The sequence below is a fragment of the Christiangramia sp. genome, assembly GCF_029937855.1.
Lineage (GTDB): Bacteria > Bacteroidota > Bacteroidia > Flavobacteriales > Flavobacteriaceae > Christiangramia.
Genome location: NZ_JAPYPC010000017.1, coordinates 61,477 through 81,201 on the forward strand (window position 1 = coordinate 61,477; position 19,725 = coordinate 81,201).

Annotated in this window: 17 protein-coding genes and 1 pseudogene; 13 read left to right on the forward strand and 5 right to left on the reverse strand. The window is 36.4% G+C overall.

The genetic code is table 11. The features are described 5' to 3' along the window. The first annotated feature begins 123 nt into the window (after positions 1–123). From Q1K34_RS10380 to Q1K34_RS10390, 3 genes are read left to right on the forward strand one after another with little or no spacing between them, the layout of a single operon-like run. Positions 124–546 carry a DoxX family protein gene (locus tag Q1K34_RS10380; protein ID WP_300438184.1) on the forward strand — a complete coding sequence of 141 codons (423 nt, stop codon included), beginning with the start codon at positions 124–126 and terminating at the stop codon, positions 544–546. Beyond that, positions 543–2,438 carry an NADP-dependent phosphogluconate dehydrogenase gene (gndA, locus tag Q1K34_RS10385; protein ID WP_300438187.1) on the forward strand — a complete coding sequence of 632 codons (1,896 nt, stop codon included), beginning with the start codon at positions 543–545 and terminating at the stop codon, positions 2,436–2,438. Before Q1K34_RS10380 ends, gndA begins: the two co-directional genes overlap by 4 nt. Then, the gene (locus tag Q1K34_RS10390; RefSeq protein ID WP_300438190.1) at positions 2,438–3,784 is read left to right on the forward strand and encodes a gluconate:H+ symporter; all 1,347 of its coding nucleotides are present in this window, start codon (positions 2,438–2,440) and stop codon (positions 3,782–3,784) included. The genes gndA and Q1K34_RS10390 overlap by 1 nt, the downstream gene beginning before the upstream one ends. Positions 3,785–3,813: 29 nt before the next feature. Here the strand turns inward: Q1K34_RS10390 and Q1K34_RS10395 are convergent, their stop codons facing one another. Together Q1K34_RS10395 and Q1K34_RS10400 are read right to left on the reverse strand one after the other, a co-directional pair. Further along, positions 3,814–4,140, reverse strand: coding sequence for a hypothetical protein (locus Q1K34_RS10395; RefSeq protein WP_300438193.1), 327 nt, complete (start codon positions 4,138–4,140; stop codon positions 3,814–3,816). Between the two features lie 144 nt (positions 4,141–4,284). Beyond that, complete coding sequence (locus Q1K34_RS10400; RefSeq protein WP_300438196.1) at positions 4,285–5,130, reverse strand: OmpA family protein; 846 nt, start codon at positions 5,128–5,130, stop codon at positions 4,285–4,287. A 411-nt stretch (positions 5,131–5,541) separates the two neighbouring features. Here Q1K34_RS10400 and Q1K34_RS10405 point away from each other — a divergent pair, with 411 nt between their 5' ends. Further along, positions 5,542–10,551 carry a translocation/assembly module TamB domain-containing protein gene (locus Q1K34_RS10405; protein ID WP_300438199.1) on the forward strand — a complete coding sequence of 1,670 codons (5,010 nt, stop codon included), beginning with the start codon at positions 5,542–5,544 and terminating at the stop codon, positions 10,549–10,551. Beyond that, positions 10,541–12,895, forward strand: coding sequence for a BamA/TamA family outer membrane protein (locus Q1K34_RS10410; protein ID WP_300438202.1), 2,355 nt, complete (start codon positions 10,541–10,543; stop codon positions 12,893–12,895). The genes Q1K34_RS10405 and Q1K34_RS10410 overlap by 11 nt, the downstream gene beginning before the upstream one ends. On the opposite strand, the gene upp is transcribed toward Q1K34_RS10410, so the two are convergent. Beyond that, on the reverse strand, positions 12,892–13,551 hold the full coding sequence (gene upp / locus Q1K34_RS10415) for a uracil phosphoribosyltransferase (protein WP_300438205.1): 660 nt from the start codon (positions 13,549–13,551) through the stop codon (positions 12,892–12,894). The genes Q1K34_RS10410 and upp overlap by 4 nt on opposite strands. A 157-nt stretch (positions 13,552–13,708) precedes the next feature. Here upp and Q1K34_RS10420 point away from each other — a divergent pair, with 157 nt between their 5' ends. From Q1K34_RS10420 to Q1K34_RS10435, 4 genes are all read left to right on the forward strand, one after another. Further along, positions 13,709–14,089 (forward strand): VOC family protein, encoded by a 381-nt coding sequence (locus tag Q1K34_RS10420; RefSeq protein ID WP_300438208.1) that lies wholly within the window; start codon positions 13,709–13,711, stop codon positions 14,087–14,089. Between the two features lie 6 nt (positions 14,090–14,095). Continuing rightward, the gene (locus Q1K34_RS10425) at positions 14,096–14,458 is read left to right on the forward strand and encodes a hypothetical protein (protein ID WP_300438211.1); all 363 of its coding nucleotides are present in this window, start codon (positions 14,096–14,098) and stop codon (positions 14,456–14,458) included. 264 nt (positions 14,459–14,722) lie between these two features. Then, complete coding sequence (locus tag Q1K34_RS10430; protein WP_300438214.1) at positions 14,723–15,340, forward strand: hypothetical protein; 618 nt, start codon at positions 14,723–14,725, stop codon at positions 15,338–15,340. A gap of 110 nt (positions 15,341–15,450) precedes the next feature. Next, positions 15,451–15,912 carry a universal stress protein gene (locus tag Q1K34_RS10435; protein ID WP_300438217.1) on the forward strand — a complete coding sequence of 154 codons (462 nt, stop codon included), beginning with the start codon at positions 15,451–15,453 and terminating at the stop codon, positions 15,910–15,912. 115 nt (positions 15,913–16,027) lie between these two features. Here the strand turns inward: Q1K34_RS10435 and Q1K34_RS18020 are convergent, their stop codons facing one another. Further along, on the reverse strand, positions 16,028–16,342 hold the full coding sequence (locus Q1K34_RS18020; protein WP_367183317.1) for a zinc-binding dehydrogenase: 315 nt from the start codon (positions 16,340–16,342) through the stop codon (positions 16,028–16,030). A gap of 15 nt (positions 16,343–16,357) precedes the next feature. Then, positions 16,358–17,008 (reverse strand): annotated as a pseudogene (locus Q1K34_RS18025) (zinc-binding alcohol dehydrogenase family protein); the annotation flags it as partial. Between the two features lie 139 nt (positions 17,009–17,147). Between Q1K34_RS18025 and Q1K34_RS10445 the strand changes: the two are divergent. From Q1K34_RS10445 to Q1K34_RS10460, 4 genes are all read left to right on the forward strand, one after another. Further along, positions 17,148–17,408, forward strand: a complete 261-nt coding sequence (locus Q1K34_RS10445; RefSeq protein WP_300438220.1) for an NAD(P)-binding domain-containing protein — start codon at positions 17,148–17,150, stop codon at positions 17,406–17,408. A gap of 174 nt (positions 17,409–17,582) precedes the next feature. After that, positions 17,583–17,975 carry an NAD-binding protein gene (locus Q1K34_RS10450; RefSeq protein ID WP_300438222.1) on the forward strand — a complete coding sequence of 131 codons (393 nt, stop codon included), beginning with the start codon at positions 17,583–17,585 and terminating at the stop codon, positions 17,973–17,975. 244 nt (positions 17,976–18,219) lie between these two features. Then, positions 18,220–18,678, forward strand: coding sequence for a cold shock domain-containing protein (locus Q1K34_RS10455; protein WP_300438225.1), 459 nt, complete (start codon positions 18,220–18,222; stop codon positions 18,676–18,678). Positions 18,679–19,009: 331 nt separating this feature from the next. After that, the coding region (locus tag Q1K34_RS10460) for a fatty acid desaturase (protein WP_300438228.1) at positions 19,010–19,725 on the forward strand (716 nt) is incomplete at its 3' end.

Genomic DNA, 19,725 nt, shown 5'->3' on the forward strand with positions numbered 1-19,725 from the left:
ATTGAATCACAATTCCTACGGTGTTAAAATTTAATAGGAACGAAAGAGACATCATACATAAAATCTTCTTAAGCAATTGGTTTCAATTTCTTTTTCTAATTTAGACACAAATCTTATTATCTCATGAAGAATACCTATCAAACAATTTTAAATTTAAGAAATGTAGATCTGGGACTATTGATTTTTAGAATAGCTATTGCATCTCTTATGCTTACTCATGGCTTTCCTAAGTTAATGGATTTCTTCGGTTCAGATGAAATAAAATTTGGAGACCCCATTGGATTGGGAGAGCAGTTATCTTTTAGTCTGGCCGTCTTTGCTGAGTTTGTGTGTGCCCTCTTTATTTTATTTGGCTTTTTAACCAGATTTGCAGCTATTCCTATTATAATTACAATGGCTGTAGCGGCTCTCATAGTACATATGCCTGACGGTTTTGGAAGACAGGAACTGCCATTATTATATATGTTTGGTTTTATTCTTCTTGCCTTTACCGGCGCGGGGAAATATTCTGTGGATTATTTACTTCAGAATAAAAAGAAGCTTTGAGTACAGTCTATATTTTGATGGGTGTAGCCGGGGTTGGTAAGACCACCTTAGGAAAAATGCTGGCAAAGGAACTGTCCTTATCTTTTTACGATGCAGATGATTTCCATTCTCAATTAAATAAAAATAAGATGAAAGCCGGAACTCCCCTGGATGATAATGATAGGGAATCCTGGTTGAACTCCTTATCCATTGCCATTAAAAAGTGGGGTGATTCAAATGGAGCAGTGCTTGCCTGTTCAGCTTTAAAAGAAAAATACAGAAAAATATTATCCCGTAATGATGCTGTGAAAATTGAGTGGATCTATTTATATGAAGATTATGAAACAATTGCAAAAAGAATTCAGCAAAGAAAACTTCATTTTTTTGATCCTCTTTTATTAAAATCACAATTTGAAATTCTCGAACCACCAACTTATGGAATCACTGTGAAAGTTGAGGCCAATCCAGAGAAATCATTAAAAGAAATTTTGGAAAAGATAAAAAGACCAGAAATTGGATTGATAGGCCTTGGTGTTATGGGACAGAGTCTTGCCCTTAATATTGCAGGGAAGGGATATCCCGTTTCAGTATACAACCGGCAGGCGGGTGAAAAAGAAAAGAATATCGCCCAATTATTCGCTAAATCTCACGCCCATAGATTTCAAATTCCGGCTTATGATGATCTGAAAAAGTTCATTCTAGGGCTGGAAACTCCACGAAATATTTTGATGATGGTGAAGGCGGGTTTTGCAGTTGATGCTGTTATAGAAGATGTCTTAGCCTTTCTTGAGCCTGGAGATCTTATAATGGATGGGGGAAACTCCCATTTTAAAGATACCGAAAGAAGAGCAGAGGCATTAAAAAGTAAAGGAATTAAATATTTAGGAGTAGGAATTTCCGGAGGGGAAGAGGGCGCTTTAAATGGCCCTTCTATTATGCCAGGAGGGGTTGAAAGCGCATATAACAGAGTGAAACCTGTTCTTGAAGCGATCTCTGCCCGGGATAAACATGGCGAGCCCTGCTGTGCTTATATAGGTTCGGGAACCTCGGGACATTATGTGAAAATGGTCCACAACGGGATCGAATACGGCGAGATGCAACTTATCGCTGAATTTTATTATTTCATGAGATTCTTTCAGCAGAGATCTCCTGAAGATATTTCGGAAATTTTCTCCGAATGGAATGATTCAGAAAGAAGTTATTTACTGGGAATAACTTATCATATCTTGAAAAAGAAAGAGGCTAACGAGCCTATTATTGATAAAATTCTGGATGTAGCCGGGCAAAAAGGCACTGGCGGGTGGACTACCAGTTCCGCTCTTGAGTTAGGAGTATCTCTGGATACAATAACTGCTTCGGTAATGGCAAGAAATATTTCCGGGCTTAAAGCTCAAAAAGAAAAAGCAAAAGATCTTTACAAAGGATTGAATTCAAACAGCGTAGATATTTCCCTGAAAAACCTTTTTGCGGCCTATAAAGCAGCTTCAATAATAAATCACTCAATTGGCTTTGAATTATTGCGAATAGCTTCCAAAGAATACAAATGGAATTTGAATCTATCAGAAATTGCCCGCCTCTGGACCAATGGCTGCATCATAAGATCGTCCTTTATGGAAGAACTTGTGGAAATATTTGGATCTGAAAATGAAGATCATTTGTTACTGCATCCTAGAGTAATAGATCATTTGAATATGCGAAAACTCCAATTTATTAATACCGTGGCAGAAATTCAGAAAGCAGGTTGCCCCATGCAGGTTAGTTCAGCGGCTTTGAATTATTTTCTAAATTTTATTAGAGGAAATACTTCAGCAAATATAATACAGGCGCAGAGGGATTATTTTGGGGCTCATACTTATGAAAGGACGGACAAACCAAGAAGAAATTTTTTTCATACAAACTGGAATATTAAGTAATGGATTTACAGATTTTATTTGCTGTTCTGGCTGGTATTGCCATCCTTTTATTTCTAATATTAAAGCTAAAGATCCAGGCATTTCTCGCCTTGCTTATTGTTTGCATTTTGGTAGGAGTATTTGCCGGTTTACCTGCAACAGATATTATTGCTACCATGCAGGAAGGTATGGGGAGTACCCTGGGATTTGTCGCCACAGTTGTGGGTCTGGGAGCCTTATTTGGTGGAATCCTGGAACAATCTGGCGGAGCGAAGAACCTGGCGAGATATCTTCTGGAAAAGACGGGTGAAAAGCGTTCACCCTGGGCGATGATGTTTACAGGTTTTATCGTTGCGATACCAGTTTTTTTTGATGTTGCTTTTATAATCCTGGTGCCCATCACTTATGCTTTGAGTAAGAAAACAGGCAGATCTTTACTATTATACGCACTTCCTTTACTTGCAGGTTTAACGATCACACATGCTTTTATTCCACCAACCCCAGGACCCATAGCCGTAGCAGATATCCTGGGAGCCGAACTTGGCTGGGTGATCTTATTTGGAATGCTAACCGGTATACCTGTAGCTGTGATCAGCGGACCTGTCTTTGCAAAATATATATCAAAAAAGATATTTATAAAGCCTTTGGAAATAGTTGATTCAACTAACTTTAATCAAAAAGAGCTGCCTTCCCCGGCTTTGATTTGCACTATTATATTTGTCCCTATTTTTTTGATAGTAAGCAATACGGTTTTAAATAGCCCTTTTATTCCTGAAAACTCCATCCCTTCAAAACTTCTTTATGGAATAAATCTATTAGGGCACCCGTTTTCAGCCTTAATAATCGCAAACCTGCTTGCCTGGTATTTTATTGGGATTAGAAGGGGAATGGGAAAACAATTTTTGAATAAAACAGCGTTAAAATCTTTTGAGGCAGCTGGGATCATTATTTTGTTGACGGGAGCTGGCGGTGCTTTTAAACAAATACTTATCAGGACAGGAGCAGGAGAGATGATTGCCCAATCACTAAATGGAACTTTCTTCAACCCCCTCGTATTTGGATTTACTGTGGCATTAATTGTAAGGCTTCTTCAGGGCTCAGCTACGGTTGCAATGATCACTGCTGCAGGAATTACAGCTCCAGTGCTTACATCTACCTTAATATCTCCCGCCGAAACTTCCCTTGTGGTGATCGCTATCGCTGCTGGTGCTTCGGGTTTCTCCCATGTTAATGATAGCGGTTTTTGGCTCGTTGGTAAATATTTAGGATTAACCGAAAAACAAACCTTCAAAACCTGGACCGTAATGACAGGAATGATCGCTATCCTGGGTTTGCTCGTAAGCTCCATTATTTACTACCTTATATAAAAAAACCGCTGTAAACAGCGGTTGAAAAATTATATCTTTTCGTCAGATTTTGGATGATCGGTAGATTTTTTATGATCTGGTCTGGCAGCTTTTTTATTGTATTGCCAGTTTTGTTCATCTGGTAATCTTCCTTCCTTATTCGGGAGATCTGAATTACTCGCTGGAATGTCTAGATCTTTTCCTGTGAAATCTACCTCTCTTTCGCGATCTAAATCCTTATCCTGCCCTTTGTTCATGCTCCGGCCTTTAGCATTTAAAGCCTGTTCATCTTCTTTAGTGACTTCAGGATTATAAGACATATCCTTAGGTTTAGACTTTTTTGCTTCTTCTTGTGGTCTTTTTACTTCTTTCTTCATAATCTGTCAATTTTTGTTCTTTTAAATTTAAAGAATAAGCCAGGGAAAATTCATAATAGCCGGTTAAATTCAAGTTAAACCTAGAGATAAAAAAAAGGAAAGCATTGTGCTTTCCTTTCTAATATCCTGAAGAAGAATGGTAAATTATTGCTTCGCAACCGCTGCATCACCTTCTAACATTGCAAAGAATTTATCAAGATTAGGAATAATCACAATTCTTGTTCTACGGTTTTTGGCCATATTATCTTTGTTTGTGTTTTCAACAAGTGGCTGATAACTGCTTCTTCCCGCTGCAATCAGTTTAGATGGCTCTACGTTATATTTGTCCTGTAACAACCTAACAATTGAAGTAGCTCGTCTCACACTTAGATCCCAGTTATCTTGTAAATAAGATTCTTTAACCATTGTTCTGTCATCTGTATGACCTTCAATCATAACCTCCATGGCTGGTTCACTATTAATCACTTCCGCAAGTTTTTTAAGTAATGGTTGAGCTTCCTTGGTTACTCTATAGCTACCACTTCCAAATAAAAGCTTGTCTGAAACATTGATCATTACCACAGTTTCATCTACGCTAATATCAATATCGTCCTCGTCTGCTCCTTCAGAGATGTTTTGCTTAAGATTATAAGAAACAGCAAGATTTATAGAATCTTCAAGGGTTTTAGCTCCTTTTACTTTTTCCGGATCGATTTTGGAAATCGTATTTCGCATCTTGTCTTTAGTATTTTTAGACATTACGGTTAAATCATTCATTTCCATCATTCCCTCATTTTCTGTTCTAAGGGAATTTATTTTTGCATTATAATCAGCAACCCTTTCTTCGATCCTAGCATATTTTTCTTCAATTTCTTCTTTTTCGACGCGTGTTTTTTGTAAAGTACTTCGGGTATCATTTAACTCGCCCTCAAGCGCAACGTATTTTTTCTTAGAAACACATGAGGTTAGCATGGTTGCTGCTAAAACGCTTACAGTTATTACTCTTTTCATAAATAGATTTTTAAATTTAATTGATTATTTAGTTTTATTAATCGATCGTATAAGGCGAGAATAGTGCCAACCTGTTAAAATCCTACTTAAGTAATTAGAATAAGATAAACTCGAAAAATCCTGTAAGTAATTGATTTTATTGAGTTTGACCTGAATATGTCTGCCAATATGATATTCAGGATTTAGTGTTTCTTTAAAAATATCTTCAAAAGCTGAATTTCTAATTAGTGTAGAAAAATGCTTTAATTGTGTAAATTTTCTCCACAATATGGAGCAATTTAAACTTGATAAAAGACTATATAGAATTCTAGCAAACCTCCACTTTAACACAAGTTTACCAGAAATTAAGATACTATAGTTTCGGAATAATGACTCTAAACGATAACTTTGAAATTCTTTAAAATCAAGTCTTTGACCAAAACCAAAAGAAATTTTTTTAAGATCTTAAAAATTTTGGGGAAAATATTCCTTGGAATCCTTATTTTTCTTCTACTAGTGGTATTATTTATTCGAAGTCCGTGGGGCCAAAATATCATCAAGGATAAATTTATAGCTTCTATAGAAAAGAAAACAGGAGCCAAAATAGAACTTGAAAAACTGTTCATTCAATTTAATGGGAATATTCAAATAGACCAGCTTTATATTGAAGATCCCCAGGGAGATACCATCGTTTATTCTCAAAGTATTTCTGCGAATATTCCCATCTTGCCCATTATTCAAGGGAATGGTTTTAGTCTGGATGCTTTGGACGCCAATAACCTGAAAGCAAAAATTATTCGAAAGGATTCTATTAACGGGTTCAATTATGAATTCTTAATGAAAGCCTTTGCAAGTGATTCCACACAAACCACTACGCCAGCAGATACTTCGGCCGCACCAATGGACATACATATTGGGGATATTAACCTGGAAAACTTCGATGTTGTTTATAAAGATGAGGTTTCGGGTATAGACTCTAAGGTTAAATTTGAGGCCCTGCAGCTCAAATTTACGGAAACAGATCTGGAAAATATGGTTTTCAAAGTTAATGATGCTATCCTAACCAATGCAGATATTGCTTACGATCAAACCCAACCTTTTCCCGAAAGTGATACCGAGCCGCCACCAATGCCGCTTATTGAAATAGAAAACCTGCAGTTTACAAATGTGCAGGGAAGCTATAATTCTGTCCCGGATTCCTTATTCACCAATTTCCAGATCTCAGATTTTAATATTGAAGAGGCAAATTTGAATCTGAAAAACAATACAATAAAAAGCAAATCTATCGGACTTTCCCATTCTGAAATAGCCCTGAGAATGAAACAGGAAACTCAGGAAGCTTCATCCATAGAACAAGCTCAGGAATCTTCTCCATTTGAATGGCCAGAGTGGAACGTAGATATTGCAAAGATAGATCTTAATGAAAATGCTTTTGCTTACACGGTAAATAATGCAGAAGTAGAAAAAGGAGAGTTCAATCCGAATGCTATTCGCCTTGACAGTCTTTTTTTCCAGGCTCAGGACATATTTTATAAGAAAGGGAATGCTACTGCAGAAATTGATAAACTACAGTTTAATGAAGGCTCCGGAATAGCTCTAAACGAATTTAATATCGCTGCCAATGTAAGTAACGAACAGATGGAGTTTACCAATCTCCACCTTGCACTTAACAATAATCGCGCATCGGGTAATTTCAATGTTACCTATAGCAGTTTAAACGATTTTATAGAAAATCCGGGCAATGGAAACTTAAACTTAAATCTTGACCATGTTTATTTAAACCTTCAGGATATTTATAGTTTTCAGCCTGATCTTAAGAATAATGAATATGTAAAAGCACTGGCAACATCACCAATTCGTGGAAGTTTAAACGCTTCGGGAAAATTAGATAATTTGAATCTTCAGTCCCTTAACCTGAGGTGGAGCAATACCCAGATAAATGGAAGGGGCTTTATAACCAACCTTCAGGATTCTGATAACCTCAGATTTAATTTGCCAAATGTCAGAATGAGTTCAGGGAGAAGCGATCTAGTTAAATTTGTAAAGGAAGAAGATTTAGGGGTGAAATTACCTCAAAGTGTTTCGCTACAAGGAAGTTTTTCTGGCAGCACCAGTGAAATCCAGACAAATTCAAAGCTTATTACCTCAGAAGGAAGCCTGGATATTGATGGGGATTTTGAAATTGGTGATCAAATTGTTTTTGATGCTGAAATTCAGGGAGATAGTATTGCCCTGGGCAATTTATTACAGAATGAAGCTTTAGGGGAAATTCAGCTGAATATTTCAGCTTCAGGAAAAGGTAGTAATGTTAATGATATCAATGCGAATTTAGATACCAGAATTTCATCGTTCACTTATAATAATTACGAATTTAGGGATATCGAGATTACAGGAGAACTGGAAAACGGGCAGGGCCCGGTGAACCTCATTTACCAGGATGAAAATCTTGAAATGGAAGCACAAACCCGGATAAAATTAGATTCTGTATCACCGCGATTCGATTTTACTGTTTATATGGATGGCGCAGATCTTGGAGCCATAGGAATTACCCAAAAAGAGATCAAAACTGGATTTACACTCGAAGGTTGGTATGAAGGGAATTCCAGTGCTTACGAAGTACAGGCTGAGATAATAGACGGGGTAGCAGTTTACAATAACAAAACATATTTACTGGGAAGTTTCAATGCCTCTGCGTTTATAAAGGATGATACGACTTCAGTGAAGATTGATAACAGAATGATCGATCTGGATATGCAGTCAAATGCCAGTCCTTTAGCTTTTTCTGCAGCTATCAACAGGCATTTTAAGAGGTATATTACAGAAAATTATCAGGAAGATTCCATAACGAATCCTGTAAAACTTAATCTTAATGCCAGAATAAGTCAGGCGCCAATCCTCAACGAAGTATTTCTGGTAAACCTGGAAGAAATGGACACTATTAATATAGATGTAGATTTCAATGAAGAAGCCCGGGAAATGGATGCAATGGTATCTGTTCCTTATATAAACATTTTTAGCAGCCAGATAGATAGTTTGAAGATTGATATGCAATCAGATCCTCAGGATTTGCAGTTTAATTTTGGTTTTAATGAGCTAAATACGGGGCCCCTTGCGATAAAGAAAACACTGCTGCAGGGTGAAGTATTAAATAGAAAATTAAATCTTGATTTTTCTTCCCTGCATGAAGATCAACAGCTGGTGCATGTAAAATCTGAATTAAATTTCCAGGGTGATACTCTTAAATTTCATGTAGATTCCGAGGATTTGATCCTAAATAAAAACCCCTGGAATATTGCTGAGGGAAATCAGATAAGTTTTGCCGAAGCCTATTTGGATTTTGAAAATTTCAGGCTGTTTAGAAATAACCAGGAAATGCTATTAAGCAATAACAAACCTGGTGTGGAAAAAGAACATCTAAGCCTCGATTTTAAAAATTTTAAACTGGCTGCCTTATTAAATTATTTAAATCCAGAAGAACAGTTAGCTACTGGTCAACTTAACGGGAATATCGTGTATGAAGAGCCATTCGGGGAGACCGGTATTTTGGCTGATATGTCTATAAACCAGTTTGAAGTATTGAATGTTGATCTTAATACGCTGACTTTGAAAGGTTCCTCTAACGGATTTAGTAATTATGATTTTGAAATGGCGCTGAAAGGAGGCGAAGTAGACCTGGATCTAACCGGAACCTACACGGCCGCAGAACCCTCAGCAAAACTGGATATGAACCTGGACATCAATGAAGTTATGATGTCTGCTCTGGAAGGCTTCTCCCAGGGAGAAATAACGAACGGAAGTGGTAGCTTTTCCGGTAATTTCAGTTTGAATGGGACTCTGCTAGAGCCACAATATGAAGGAAATCTTAATTTTAACGATGCTAAATTCAACGTGGCCATGTTGAATGCAGATTTTACTCTTCCCAACGAGAAGTTGAATTTAGACAACGAGGCTGTCTATTTTGATAATTTTAATATCAATGATGCCAATAATAATTCTGTTGTTGTTAACGGAAAAATTACTACAGAGAATTTTTTAAATCCAGGCTTTGATCTGGATGTTCAGGCAGAAGATTTCAGACTTTTAAATTCCACCGAGGAAGATAATGACCTGTTTTACGGAAGTGCTGTCGTAGATGTGGATGCGCAAATTTCTGGTGATCTCAACCTTCCTAAGGTAAACATGAATATGGATGTTAAAGAAAGCACCAATTTTACTTATGTAGTTCCGGAAACAGAGTTACAGGTGAAAGAAAGGGATGGAGTAGTTATTTTTGTAAATAAAGAAAACCCAGACGATATCCTGTCCCAAACTGAAGAAGAATCTTATGTGGTATCGGGTTATGATATTTTTACCAGGCTCTCGGTTAATGAAGGTGCCACTTTTAATATTATTATTAATGAGGAAACCGGAGACAAATTTCAGGTTCAGGGTGAAGGAGACCTTTTGCTGAATATGTATCCAAATGGCCGTATAGCCTTAACAGGAATCTATGAAATTAATGATGGCTTTTATGAAATGAGCCTTTACAACCTGGTGAAAAGAAGGTTCGATATTGCTGACGGCTCCCGCGTTTCCTGGGCTGGCGATCCATTTGATGCTCAGCTTGATGTGCGGGCTATTTACAGAGTTGAAACTTCAGCTTCGGCTCTAATGGCTTCTCAAACTTCCGGATTGGACAGCGGTAATCAGAATAGATATCGCCAGGAACTGCCTTTCCTGGTATATCTTAATATAGACGGTGACCTCACAGAGCCTAAAATTACTTTTGGCTTGGATATGCCTGAAGAACAACAGGGGATAGCAGGTGGTGAAATTTTCGGCCGGGTACAGCAACTTAATAACCAGGAACAGGAACTAAATAAACAGGTTTTTTCTTTATTAGTCTTAAACCGATTCTTTCCTGAATCTGGCAGTGATGGAAGTAGTGGTGGAACCCTTGCAGTAGCTAGAGATAACCTGAATTCAGCTTTATCTGATCAATTAAATATGCTTTCTGGTAAAATCCTGGGAGAAAGCGGCGTGCAACTTAATTTTAATGTAGACAGCTTTACAGATTATCAGGGGGAAAACCCGGAGGAGAGGACACAACTTGGTATAAATGCCCAGAAAGCATTCCTGGAAGATCGATTGATAGTTGAAGTTGGTAGTGATGTAGATATTCAGGGAGGAAATCAGCAGGGTCAGGCTTCGAGCCCATTAATTGGCAATGTAAGTATATCTTATTTACTCGATGAAAATGGTGTTTGGCGTTTAAAGGGCTTCAGTAGAAGTCAGTATGAGAATGTCATAGACGGGCAACTGGTGGTAAGTGGAATTGCCCTAATATTTACCAAGGAATTTAATAAATTCAAGAATATGTTTGAGAAGGCCGTGATGGAGAATGTTAAAAATGAGGAGGATAAGAAACCTGAAAAAGAAGAAACCACTACAGATGAAAATTAGGTATTCAGCCATATTATTTATAATTGTTGGTCTTTTCCAGGCCTGTAGTGTGGAAAAATTCATCCCGGAAGACGAATTTCTGTATACCGGCGCCGATATAACTATAGAATCAGATACTACAATTGCTGATAAAACACAGCTAAAGACAGAATTGACTAACGTATTAAGACCAAAACCAAATAGTAAAATTCTGGGGATGCGTCCTGGGTTATATTTTCATTATAAATCCCAAAGAGAAAAACCTGGATTCATTAATAAGTTCCTAAATAAGAAATTAGGAGAAGAACCGGTATATCTTTCAGATGTTGATTTAATAAATACAGAAGATTTACTTTTAAACCGACTGGAGAACAGGGGTTTTTTCTATAGTAGGATTAGTTCAGATTCACAAGAAAACGAGGAGTCAAAAACAGCTTCTGTTTCTTACGAGCTTACAGTACCAAATCCTTACATCATGGAGACTTATCAGTTAGATACAGATAGCTTACTTGTGTACAGGGATATCAAAAAGAATCTTGATAATACTCTATTGGAACCGAATATGCGTTTTGATTTACCCAAATTGAAGCTAGAACGGGAACGCATAGACCTCGATCTCAAAAAGAAAGGCTATTATAACTTTAATCCCGGCTTTCTTATTTTTGAAGCTGATACAAACCAATACGATCAAAAGAAATTTGATCTTTTCTTAAGGCTAAAAAAAGATGTCCCTTCAAAATCGGTTATTCCTTATCAAATTTCAAACGTAAACGTGTATGCAAATTATAACGTAGATGAAGATTCCTTAACAAGGAACTACAAAAGATATGAGGATAAAAATTATTTTCAGGATGAGCTCATTTTTAAACCGAAGTACCTCGATCCCTATATTTTAATTGAAACTGGGGATACTTATGATCCTGTAAAATCAAGAAATACCAGTAGACGTTTAGGCTCTATTGGCTCTTATAAGTTTGTGAATATCAGATACGACGAGGTAGACACACTGGCTACAGACAGTATAGGATTATTGGAAGCAAATATATTTTTATCTCCTCTTAAAAAAAGAGCAATAAGGGCAGAATTACAGGCTGTCACGAAATCCAATAGTTTTGCAGGGCCACATTTAGCACTTTCATTCCTGAATAGAAATTTATTTAAAGGAGGAGAGAGTCTTAAAATATCAGCCAATTTAGGTTATGAATTTCAAATGGGGTCCGGAGGAAACCTTCCTGGCAGTAACTCATTACAACTAGGTCTTACCAATGATCTAATTATTCCAAGATTATTATTTCCAGTGAAATTCAGTAAAAACTTCTTTAAATACGATATACCAAAAACCAAGATTAGCCTTGGGGGCGATTACCTAAGGAGAAGTCAATTATTTACACTGGCATCATTATCTACAACTTTTGGTTATTTATGGAATGCCAATAGATATGTTTCGCATGAGTTCAATCCTATAAGCCTTAATTATGTAAGCCTCACCGATGTTACGCCGGAATTTCAAGATATTCTTGATAAGAATCCGTTCTTAGAAAGCAGTTTTGATCAGGAATTTATATCCGGTCTTACGTATTCTTTTATTTATAATGGCCTTATAGATGGGAATAAAACCAATGCATTTTTCCTGAATACCAACGTAGATATTGCCGGTAATTCCATGAGTTTAATAGGCAAAGAAGCTGATGATTCAGATAAGAAAGAAGTTTTTGGTTTGGAATACGCACAATACGCCAAGCTGGATATAGATCTAAGATATCATCTAAGATTGGGGAATCAACATGTGGTTGCTACACGATTGTTTGCTGGTTATGGTCACCCATATGGCAATTCAGATGTAATGCCTTTCAGTAAGCAATATTTTTCCGGAGGACCTTATAGTGTAAGGGCCTTTAGAACCCGATCTTTGGGCCCGGGAACTTTTAACCCGGCAGAACCAGATCAAATTCCAGATGAAGAGAGTAACCAGGAAAATCCAGATGATCCAAATGATGAAATCGAAAATGTGGGTTTTCGGGATCAAACGGGAAATATTCGTTTTGAGGCCAATGCTGAATATAGATTTCCTATCGTTACCTATCTAAATGGGGCATTTTTTATTGATGCCGGGAATGTCTGGACATCAGATGCCCAGCCGGAAACTACAAACTTAACAGGAGATGGTTCTGGTAAATTTGAATCAGACTTTCTAAACGAACTGGGAATTGGTGCCGGTGCCGGTTTAAGAATAGATATACAGAGTTTTGTAATACGCTTTGATCTGGCTTTCCCAATGCACGACCCACGAAAGCCAATAGGTGAACGATGGGTAAACGACTTTGGCAGTCCCGTATTTAATTTTGCTATCGGCTACCCTTTTTAATGTTGAAGTTTATTTCCGTAGCAAAGATCTCCAGCATCACCTAAACCGGGAACTATATATCCGTTTTCATCCAAATCATCGTCGATGCTGGCAATCCATAATTTCGAATTCTTCGGAAATTGAGACTGTAAATAATTTACACCTTCTTTAGAGCCTATTACCGAAACCAGGTGGATTTTTTCCGGTTGCCCCATAGGCTCTAATGCTTTCAATACATTGCTGAAAGATCTTCCTGTAGCTAACATAGGGTCGGCTAAAATTAATGTCTTACCAGTTAAAGACGGTGAAGCAAGGTATTCTACCAGGATCTCAAATTTCTCATCATTATTAGGATGATGTCTGTATGCTGAAATAAAAGAGTTTTCGGCATCATCAAAATAATTTAAAATACCCTGGTGGAGCTGTAAACCAGCCCTAAGAATAGAACATATCACCAATTCATTTTTAGGATTAGGAACCATGGAAATACCGAGGGGCGTTTCAATTTCTTTAGTTTCATATTCCAGTTCCTTACTTAATTCATAAGCCATGATCTCACCAAGCCTTTCAATATTTCTTCTGAACCGCATCCTGTCAGGTTGAATAGCAGTATCTCTTAACTGAGCTATAAATTTGTTAGCTACAGAATTAGTTTTAAGAATTTCCTCCACTTCCATGGTTAAGCTGAATAAGATTTTCTTATCAAACTTAAGATTTTTAATTGCAATTCAGAAGCTCGAAAAATTCTTTTACCATTGATGCACAAATCATTCTCCTGAATATTTTAAAAATAAAGCTGTAAATTTATATACTAAGTTTCTAACAATTAGAATTATGCTAAAACATTCAAAAGCATTTACTACCTATTCAACCGGTAATATGGATACCGCCAAAGATTTTTATGAAGAAATTCTTGGTTTAAATACGCATAAGAACAACATGGGTCTATTAGAATTACAGCTAAACAATTGTTCGGTATTAATATATCCCAAAAAAGACCATCAACCGGCGGCTTATACTGTACTTAATTTTTATGTTGCTAATATTCAGGAAATGGTTGAATTACTAAATAAAAAAGGGGTGGAATTTGAAAAATTTGAAGGTAGTCTTAAAACTGACTCACAAGGAATACATAGGGGAGAGGTAGGGCCGGCTATGGCCTGGTTTAAAGATCCTTCAGGTAATATATTATCGCTAATTCAGAATGAAGAATAGTAAATTATGAAAGAGAGGGAGAAACTATTAAGAAAATTGAATAATGCTTTTGCAGAATGTGATGTAAACTTTCTTGCCAAAAGTGTTATAGATGAAATTCAATGGGAAATTGTAGGAGAAAAAACTATTTCAGGTCGGCAGGAATTTGAAAAAGCCCTGGAACGAATGAAAGTAGGGGGTGCTATGGACATTAAGGTTCGAAATTTACTTATACATGAGGAACAAGCAGTGGTTGAAGGAATAGTTGAGTTTAATGTAGAACCCGGTAAAAAAAGAAAATATGCATTTTGTGACATATACTTGTTTTCAGAATCAGGTAATAAGGTAAAAGAACTTAGAACCTACGTTACCCAGATAAAGAAAGCATGATAAATTTTTGTTTGTCCGTAAAGTTTCCTAAATCAAAAAAATGACGTCATTCTGAACTTGTTTCAGAATCTCATTTTGATGTAAATCAATCCTATATTGAGATCCTGAAATGAATTCAGGGTGACTAAAGAATCTTATAGGACAGAAAACGGACAGACAATAAATTTTCATTCTAAAATAGAAGGTTTGAAAATTCATCAAATCTTATTTAAAATTTGGCTGTATTTTTGATAAATACTAAGTGATAATTTAAGATGAAACCTAATGCGTTCGAAATTCCTTTTTATAATTCTTTTCTGCACAAGCCTTTCAGCTTTTGCACAAATTGAAATCCCTCGTACCACTACCGGACCGATAATTAAAGCTGAAGAATCAAAATCAACCGGATTTCCTATTTTAAAAAGGGAAGAAACCGAAACCGAAAGCAGATTTTTAAAAGATAAACCAAAAGCGATCGATCTAAGGGAAAATCCTAAAGGTTTAATGACAGAAGCCGATGCTGTTAAAAAGCGATGGGCAGAAGATAATGAAGTTAAAGAAGAATATAGAATGGATCAAAGCCTGGGGAATGTAGTGACCCAGGGAAGATTTGTAGAAATTTATTGCAGGGACCACCAATATATAGATGGGGATAAAGTTCAGATATTTGTAAATGGTGAATTAGTTGCAGAGAGTGTTAGGTTAACTGCTGGTTTTACACCGATCCTGGCAACCTTGCAGGATGGTTTTAATAGTATTGAATTTGTTGCTTTGAACCAGGGAAGTTCGGGACCCAATACTGCAGAATTACGTGTGCTTAGTGAGAAAGGTGAACAACTTGCCGTAAAGGAATGGAATCTTTTAACAGGAGCTAAAGCAGAATTAATAGTTGTAAAAAATTAGAGATTATAGGTTTTAGAAAGATAGCCGGTATTTTTATCGACTTTTTTATTCCTGGGCTCTCAGAACGATTTTGTATAACTTAGAGGAGCTAAACGATAATTTTATAAAGTATGAAAAAGGTACTTATAGGGATAGATTATAATCCTAATTCTGAAAAGGTGGTGCGCAGAGGATATGAACTTGCCAAAAAACTTGGAGCTGAAGTCTGCCTGATTCATGTGTTGGCTGATGTTAGTTATTATGGAGCTAATTATCCCAGTTTTATGGGGTATGAAGGCTATAATGAAATGGCTGTAGACCTAAACGTTATTTCTGAATTACGTGAAGTCGCTAAAGATTATGTAAAAACAGCTGCGGAACATCTAAATGATCCTACTGTTACCACCCATATGGCTGAAGGGCCAACTTCCTCGGCAATTCTTGATTATGCTGATAAGTGGAATGCAGATATGATTGTTTTAGGAACTCATAGCCATTCTGTACTGGAAAAGGTTTTGATGGGAACTACAGCAAGCCATATTCTTGAAAAGACGAAAATACCTGTTTATTTAATTCCGGTAAAAGAAAACTAATGATATCATTCCCTGATTTTATTCGTCTATTTCTTAGAAATTCCAAATATTTTTGTGCAAGAGGAAAAGATGATACTAAACCAGCTATTATAAGAATTATTCTATTTCATAAAAATTAAAATATTACCACGTTTTTACCAATAGATTTACCAGACTCCTGAAGTTTATGTACTTCCCTAAGTGTTTCTGAACTTAAACCTTGAAAGGTTCTATTTAGGGTTGACTGAATCTTTTTCTCTTTCACCAAATCTGAGACTCTATTTAGAATTTTATGCTGCGCCAGCATATCTTCGGTTTGGAACATACTTCTGGTGAACATGAGCTCCCAGTGAAAACTTACACTTTTCTCTTTTAATGAATTTAGGTCTACTTTTTCAGTGTTATTTACCACACAACAAATTCCACCTTGTGGCGCAATAAGTTCAGTCATTGCCTTCCAGTGTCCTCAAGTATCTGCAAAATTGAGAATATAATTTACTTTCTCGCCCTCTTCCATATTCTCTATTAAATCATGATGATTTACCACTCTATCTGCTCCCATTTTCATACACCAGTTAGTTGTGGCATCCCGTGAAGCGGTAGCAATAACCTGAAATTCTGTGAGCTGCTTTAATAGCTGGATAGCCATGGAACCTACACCACCAGCACCGCCAATTACCAGTATTTTCTTATCTTTTCCTTCATGTTCACAGATTCTTAATCTGTCAAATAGAGACTCCCAGGCTGTTAAAGAGGTGAGGGGAAGGGCAGCTGCTTCTTCCCAATTTAAATTTTCTGGTTTATTTCCCACAATCCGTTCATCTACCAGTTGAAATTCTGCATAGCTTCCGGGACGGGTAATATCTCCTGAATAAAATACTTCATCTCCAACCTTAAATAATTCAGTATTTTCTCCAACCGCTTCCACAATTCCTGAAGCATCCCATCCAATGATTTTTGGTTCATCCAATTCAGAATCTTTTGCCGCACTTTGTCTAACTTTATAATCTACCGGGTTTACAGAGATTGCTTTTATCTTAATAAGCAGATCCTTTTTTCCTGGTTTTGGTTTTTCGGTCTTAAAATCTATAAAACTATTCTCTTTCTCAATGGGAAGTGATCTTTTAAATCAACTGCTTTCATTTTTTCTTTTCAAGATACTTTTCCGAGTTTAGAGAGTCATTTTAATACATCATAAAATTTTGCTAAATTCCTGTAACTATTTCTGCATCAGTCATCAGTAGTTAAACTTGTTGATGAATTATATAAACTCTGAAAATAGGATTTATCGCTCTGGGTATTATGAGAAGCCGATGGCGAACAATTTATTAAAAGCAGGCTACGATCCTAAAGTAGTATATAACACAACAAAAGAAAAGGCTGCGGAGCTTTTAAAGAATGGAGCTGAGTGGGCAAAATCTCCTTCGGAAGTTGGGAAAGAGATTGATATTCTTTTCTCTATGCTGGAAAAACCCGGCGTGGTTGAAAAGCTGCCTACAGGAGAAGAAGGCTTTTAAAATTCCATTAAAAAGGATTCTTTATGGATAGATTCCAGCACCGTCAATCCATCCTTTATCGAATAGAGACAAAAACTGGCTTCAGAAAAAGAATAGGATTTCTGAATGCGCCCGTGACTGGGTCTAACCAGACCGCAGAGGTAGCGCAACTACTGTTTTTAGTAGGTATTTTGAATGTCTAAGGAACTGTTTCTTTGTATAGGTAAAGATGCCATTCATATTGGTGCTGCCGGTGCAGATTCAGCTATGAAAATTAGGATCAATCAAATGTTAGGAAAAAGTATGCTGGCTTTTTCTGAAAGCCTCAGTTTGGGGATTAGCCTGGGGATCGATAAAAGAACAGGAATGGATATATTATTAAAAACTCCGGTAACTGCTCCCGTATTAGATATATTTAGATCTCGCATAGAAAATGATGAATACGAGCCAAATTTCCCGCTAAAACATCTTCAAAAAGATCTACATTTATTTATTGAAACAGCTTATGAACTGGAGCAGTCAAATCCTCTAACCTACACAGCGGAAGAAGGGTATGGTTTGGCAAACCGCAAAAATATAGGGATTTAGATTTTACGACTATATTTAAATATTTGCATGAAAAGGAATAATTTTATGAAGTCAGCGCTTTAAATCTTTTATTATCGGATTCCTATGCCTATCTTTACCAAAATTTTGATGCAGGCTGAAATCAGCCATTGCTCTCTCTGAATTAAACCTTCAAAAGATAATCTTACACATTAAATTTTTCTGGTATTCGTTTAGTTGGTTCAAAGCATTGAAATTAACACGAATATTAATTAAATTATAGTGAATGGCAAGATCCGGACAAACCCAAAACAAAAGAGAAAAAGAAAAAAAGAAGCTTAAGAAACGTAAAGAAAAAGAAGCCAAGCGTTTAGAGAGAAAAGAAAATTCAAACAAAGGTGGATCATTTGAAGATATGATCGCTTATGTTGATGCCGATGGAAACCTTACCGATACTCCCCCAGATCCCACTCAGAAAGTAGAAGTAGAGGCTGAAGATATTGAAATTGCTGTACCTAAGAAAGAAGACAGGGAGTATGATGAGCCTGAAACAGATACAGAAGGTAAAGTTTCATTTTTTGATCACTCTAAAGGTTTCGGATTCATTATAGGGAAAACAACCGGTGAAAAATATTTTGTTCATGTGAGTGGGCTTATAGATGAAATAGACGAGAATGATAAAGTAAGCTTTGAGCTGGAGCAGGGAATGAAAGGTCTTAACGCCGTAAGGGTTAAGAAAATATAAGTAGTTCTGGAATAGGTAATTACCTGTTTTAATCAAAAAAAATCATCCTGAATCGTAAATTATTGAAAATTAATAGATTATTATAATGTACAGTAAATATTTAAGTGTACATTTGCGATGTTAAAATAGTTTAGTATTCTTCACTTAGGTAAATCCTTTCAGGATATTTAAAGTTTTGTTCACTTCAGTATTTCGACAATAAATAAATAGTACCAGTATCAATAATCCACAATTTGCCCAACGTAGGGCCTCAGAATTTTCCAAGACTTTAAGGAGTCGGGTAAATTTCTATTTCAAAACCAATAATATTAGTAAACATGCCAATACAAGCATGATTCTTAAAACGGTTTTGATGTTGCTCGTTTTTATTTTTCCGTTAATAATTATCAATACAGGAATCGTTTCCAGCGTCTGGCTTTTGTTTACGCTTTATATTATTAGTGGATTTGGCATGGCAGGAATAGGAATGGGAATTATGCATGATGCTATTCATAATTCTTACTCAAAAAACCAGAAGGTTAATCAATATCTCGGCTATACCTTGAATCTAATTGGAGCCAACGCAAGTATATGGAGAATTCAGCATAATGTTCTTCATCATACCTTCACCAATATAGAAGAGGCTGATGATGATATTAATCCTCCCTTTTTTTTAAGATTTACCCCACATACCAAAAGACACGGTATTCATAAATTTCAACATATCTATTCATGGTTTTTCTACGGACTTTCAACGGTTTCATGGGTTACTGCGAAAGATTTTGTTAGGATGGCACGTTTTAAGAAAATGGGATTTTTTAAAGGAGGAAAAGCCTTCCGTAAAGAATTATCGGAAGTAATAGGCTGGAAAGCAATTTCTTTTACCTTTGTTTTAATTCTACCCATGATCATGTCTCCACAGTCATGGTGGGTGGTTTTACTTGCATTTGTGAGTATGCATTTCGTGACGGGATTAATGATCACAACAGTATTTCAGCTAGCTCATATTGTTCCAACCACAGAATACCCTTTACCCAATAGAGAAGGAGTTGTAAAAGGGGATTGGGC

Coding starts and splice junctions, on each gene's coding strand:
- Q1K34_RS10435 (WP_300438217.1), top strand. CDS start 15,451: ATGAAAAAGGTACTTATAGGGATAGATTATAATCCTAATTCTGAAAAG.
- Q1K34_RS10410 (WP_300438202.1), top strand. CDS start 10,541: ATGAAAATTAGGTATTCAGCCATATTATTTATAATTGTTGGTCTTTTC.
- Q1K34_RS10455 (WP_300438225.1), top strand. CDS start 18,220: ATGGCAAGATCCGGACAAACCCAAAACAAAAGAGAAAAAGAAAAAAAG.
- Q1K34_RS10380 (WP_300438184.1), top strand. CDS start 124: ATGAAGAATACCTATCAAACAATTTTAAATTTAAGAAATGTAGATCTG.
- Q1K34_RS10400 (WP_300438196.1), bottom strand. CDS start 5,130: ATGAAAAGAGTAATAACTGTAAGCGTTTTAGCAGCAACCATGCTAACC.
- Q1K34_RS18020 (WP_367183317.1), bottom strand. CDS start 16,342: ATGACTGAACTTATTGCGCCACAAGGTGGAATTTGTTGTGTGGTAAAT.
- Q1K34_RS10395 (WP_300438193.1), bottom strand. CDS start 4,140: ATGAAGAAAGAAGTAAAAAGACCACAAGAAGAAGCAAAAAAGTCTAAA.
- Q1K34_RS10450 (WP_300438222.1), top strand. CDS start 17,583: ATGTCTAAGGAACTGTTTCTTTGTATAGGTAAAGATGCCATTCATATT.
- Q1K34_RS10445 (WP_300438220.1), top strand. CDS start 17,148: ATGAATTATATAAACTCTGAAAATAGGATTTATCGCTCTGGGTATTAT.
- Q1K34_RS10430 (WP_300438214.1), top strand. CDS start 14,723: ATGCGTTCGAAATTCCTTTTTATAATTCTTTTCTGCACAAGCCTTTCA.
- Q1K34_RS10420 (WP_300438208.1), top strand. CDS start 13,709: ATGCTAAAACATTCAAAAGCATTTACTACCTATTCAACCGGTAATATG.
- Q1K34_RS10390 (WP_300438190.1), top strand. CDS start 2,438: ATGGATTTACAGATTTTATTTGCTGTTCTGGCTGGTATTGCCATCCTT.
- Q1K34_RS10425 (WP_300438211.1), top strand. CDS start 14,096: ATGAAAGAGAGGGAGAAACTATTAAGAAAATTGAATAATGCTTTTGCA.
- upp (WP_300438205.1), bottom strand. CDS start 13,551: ATGGAAGTGGAGGAAATTCTTAAAACTAATTCTGTAGCTAACAAATTT.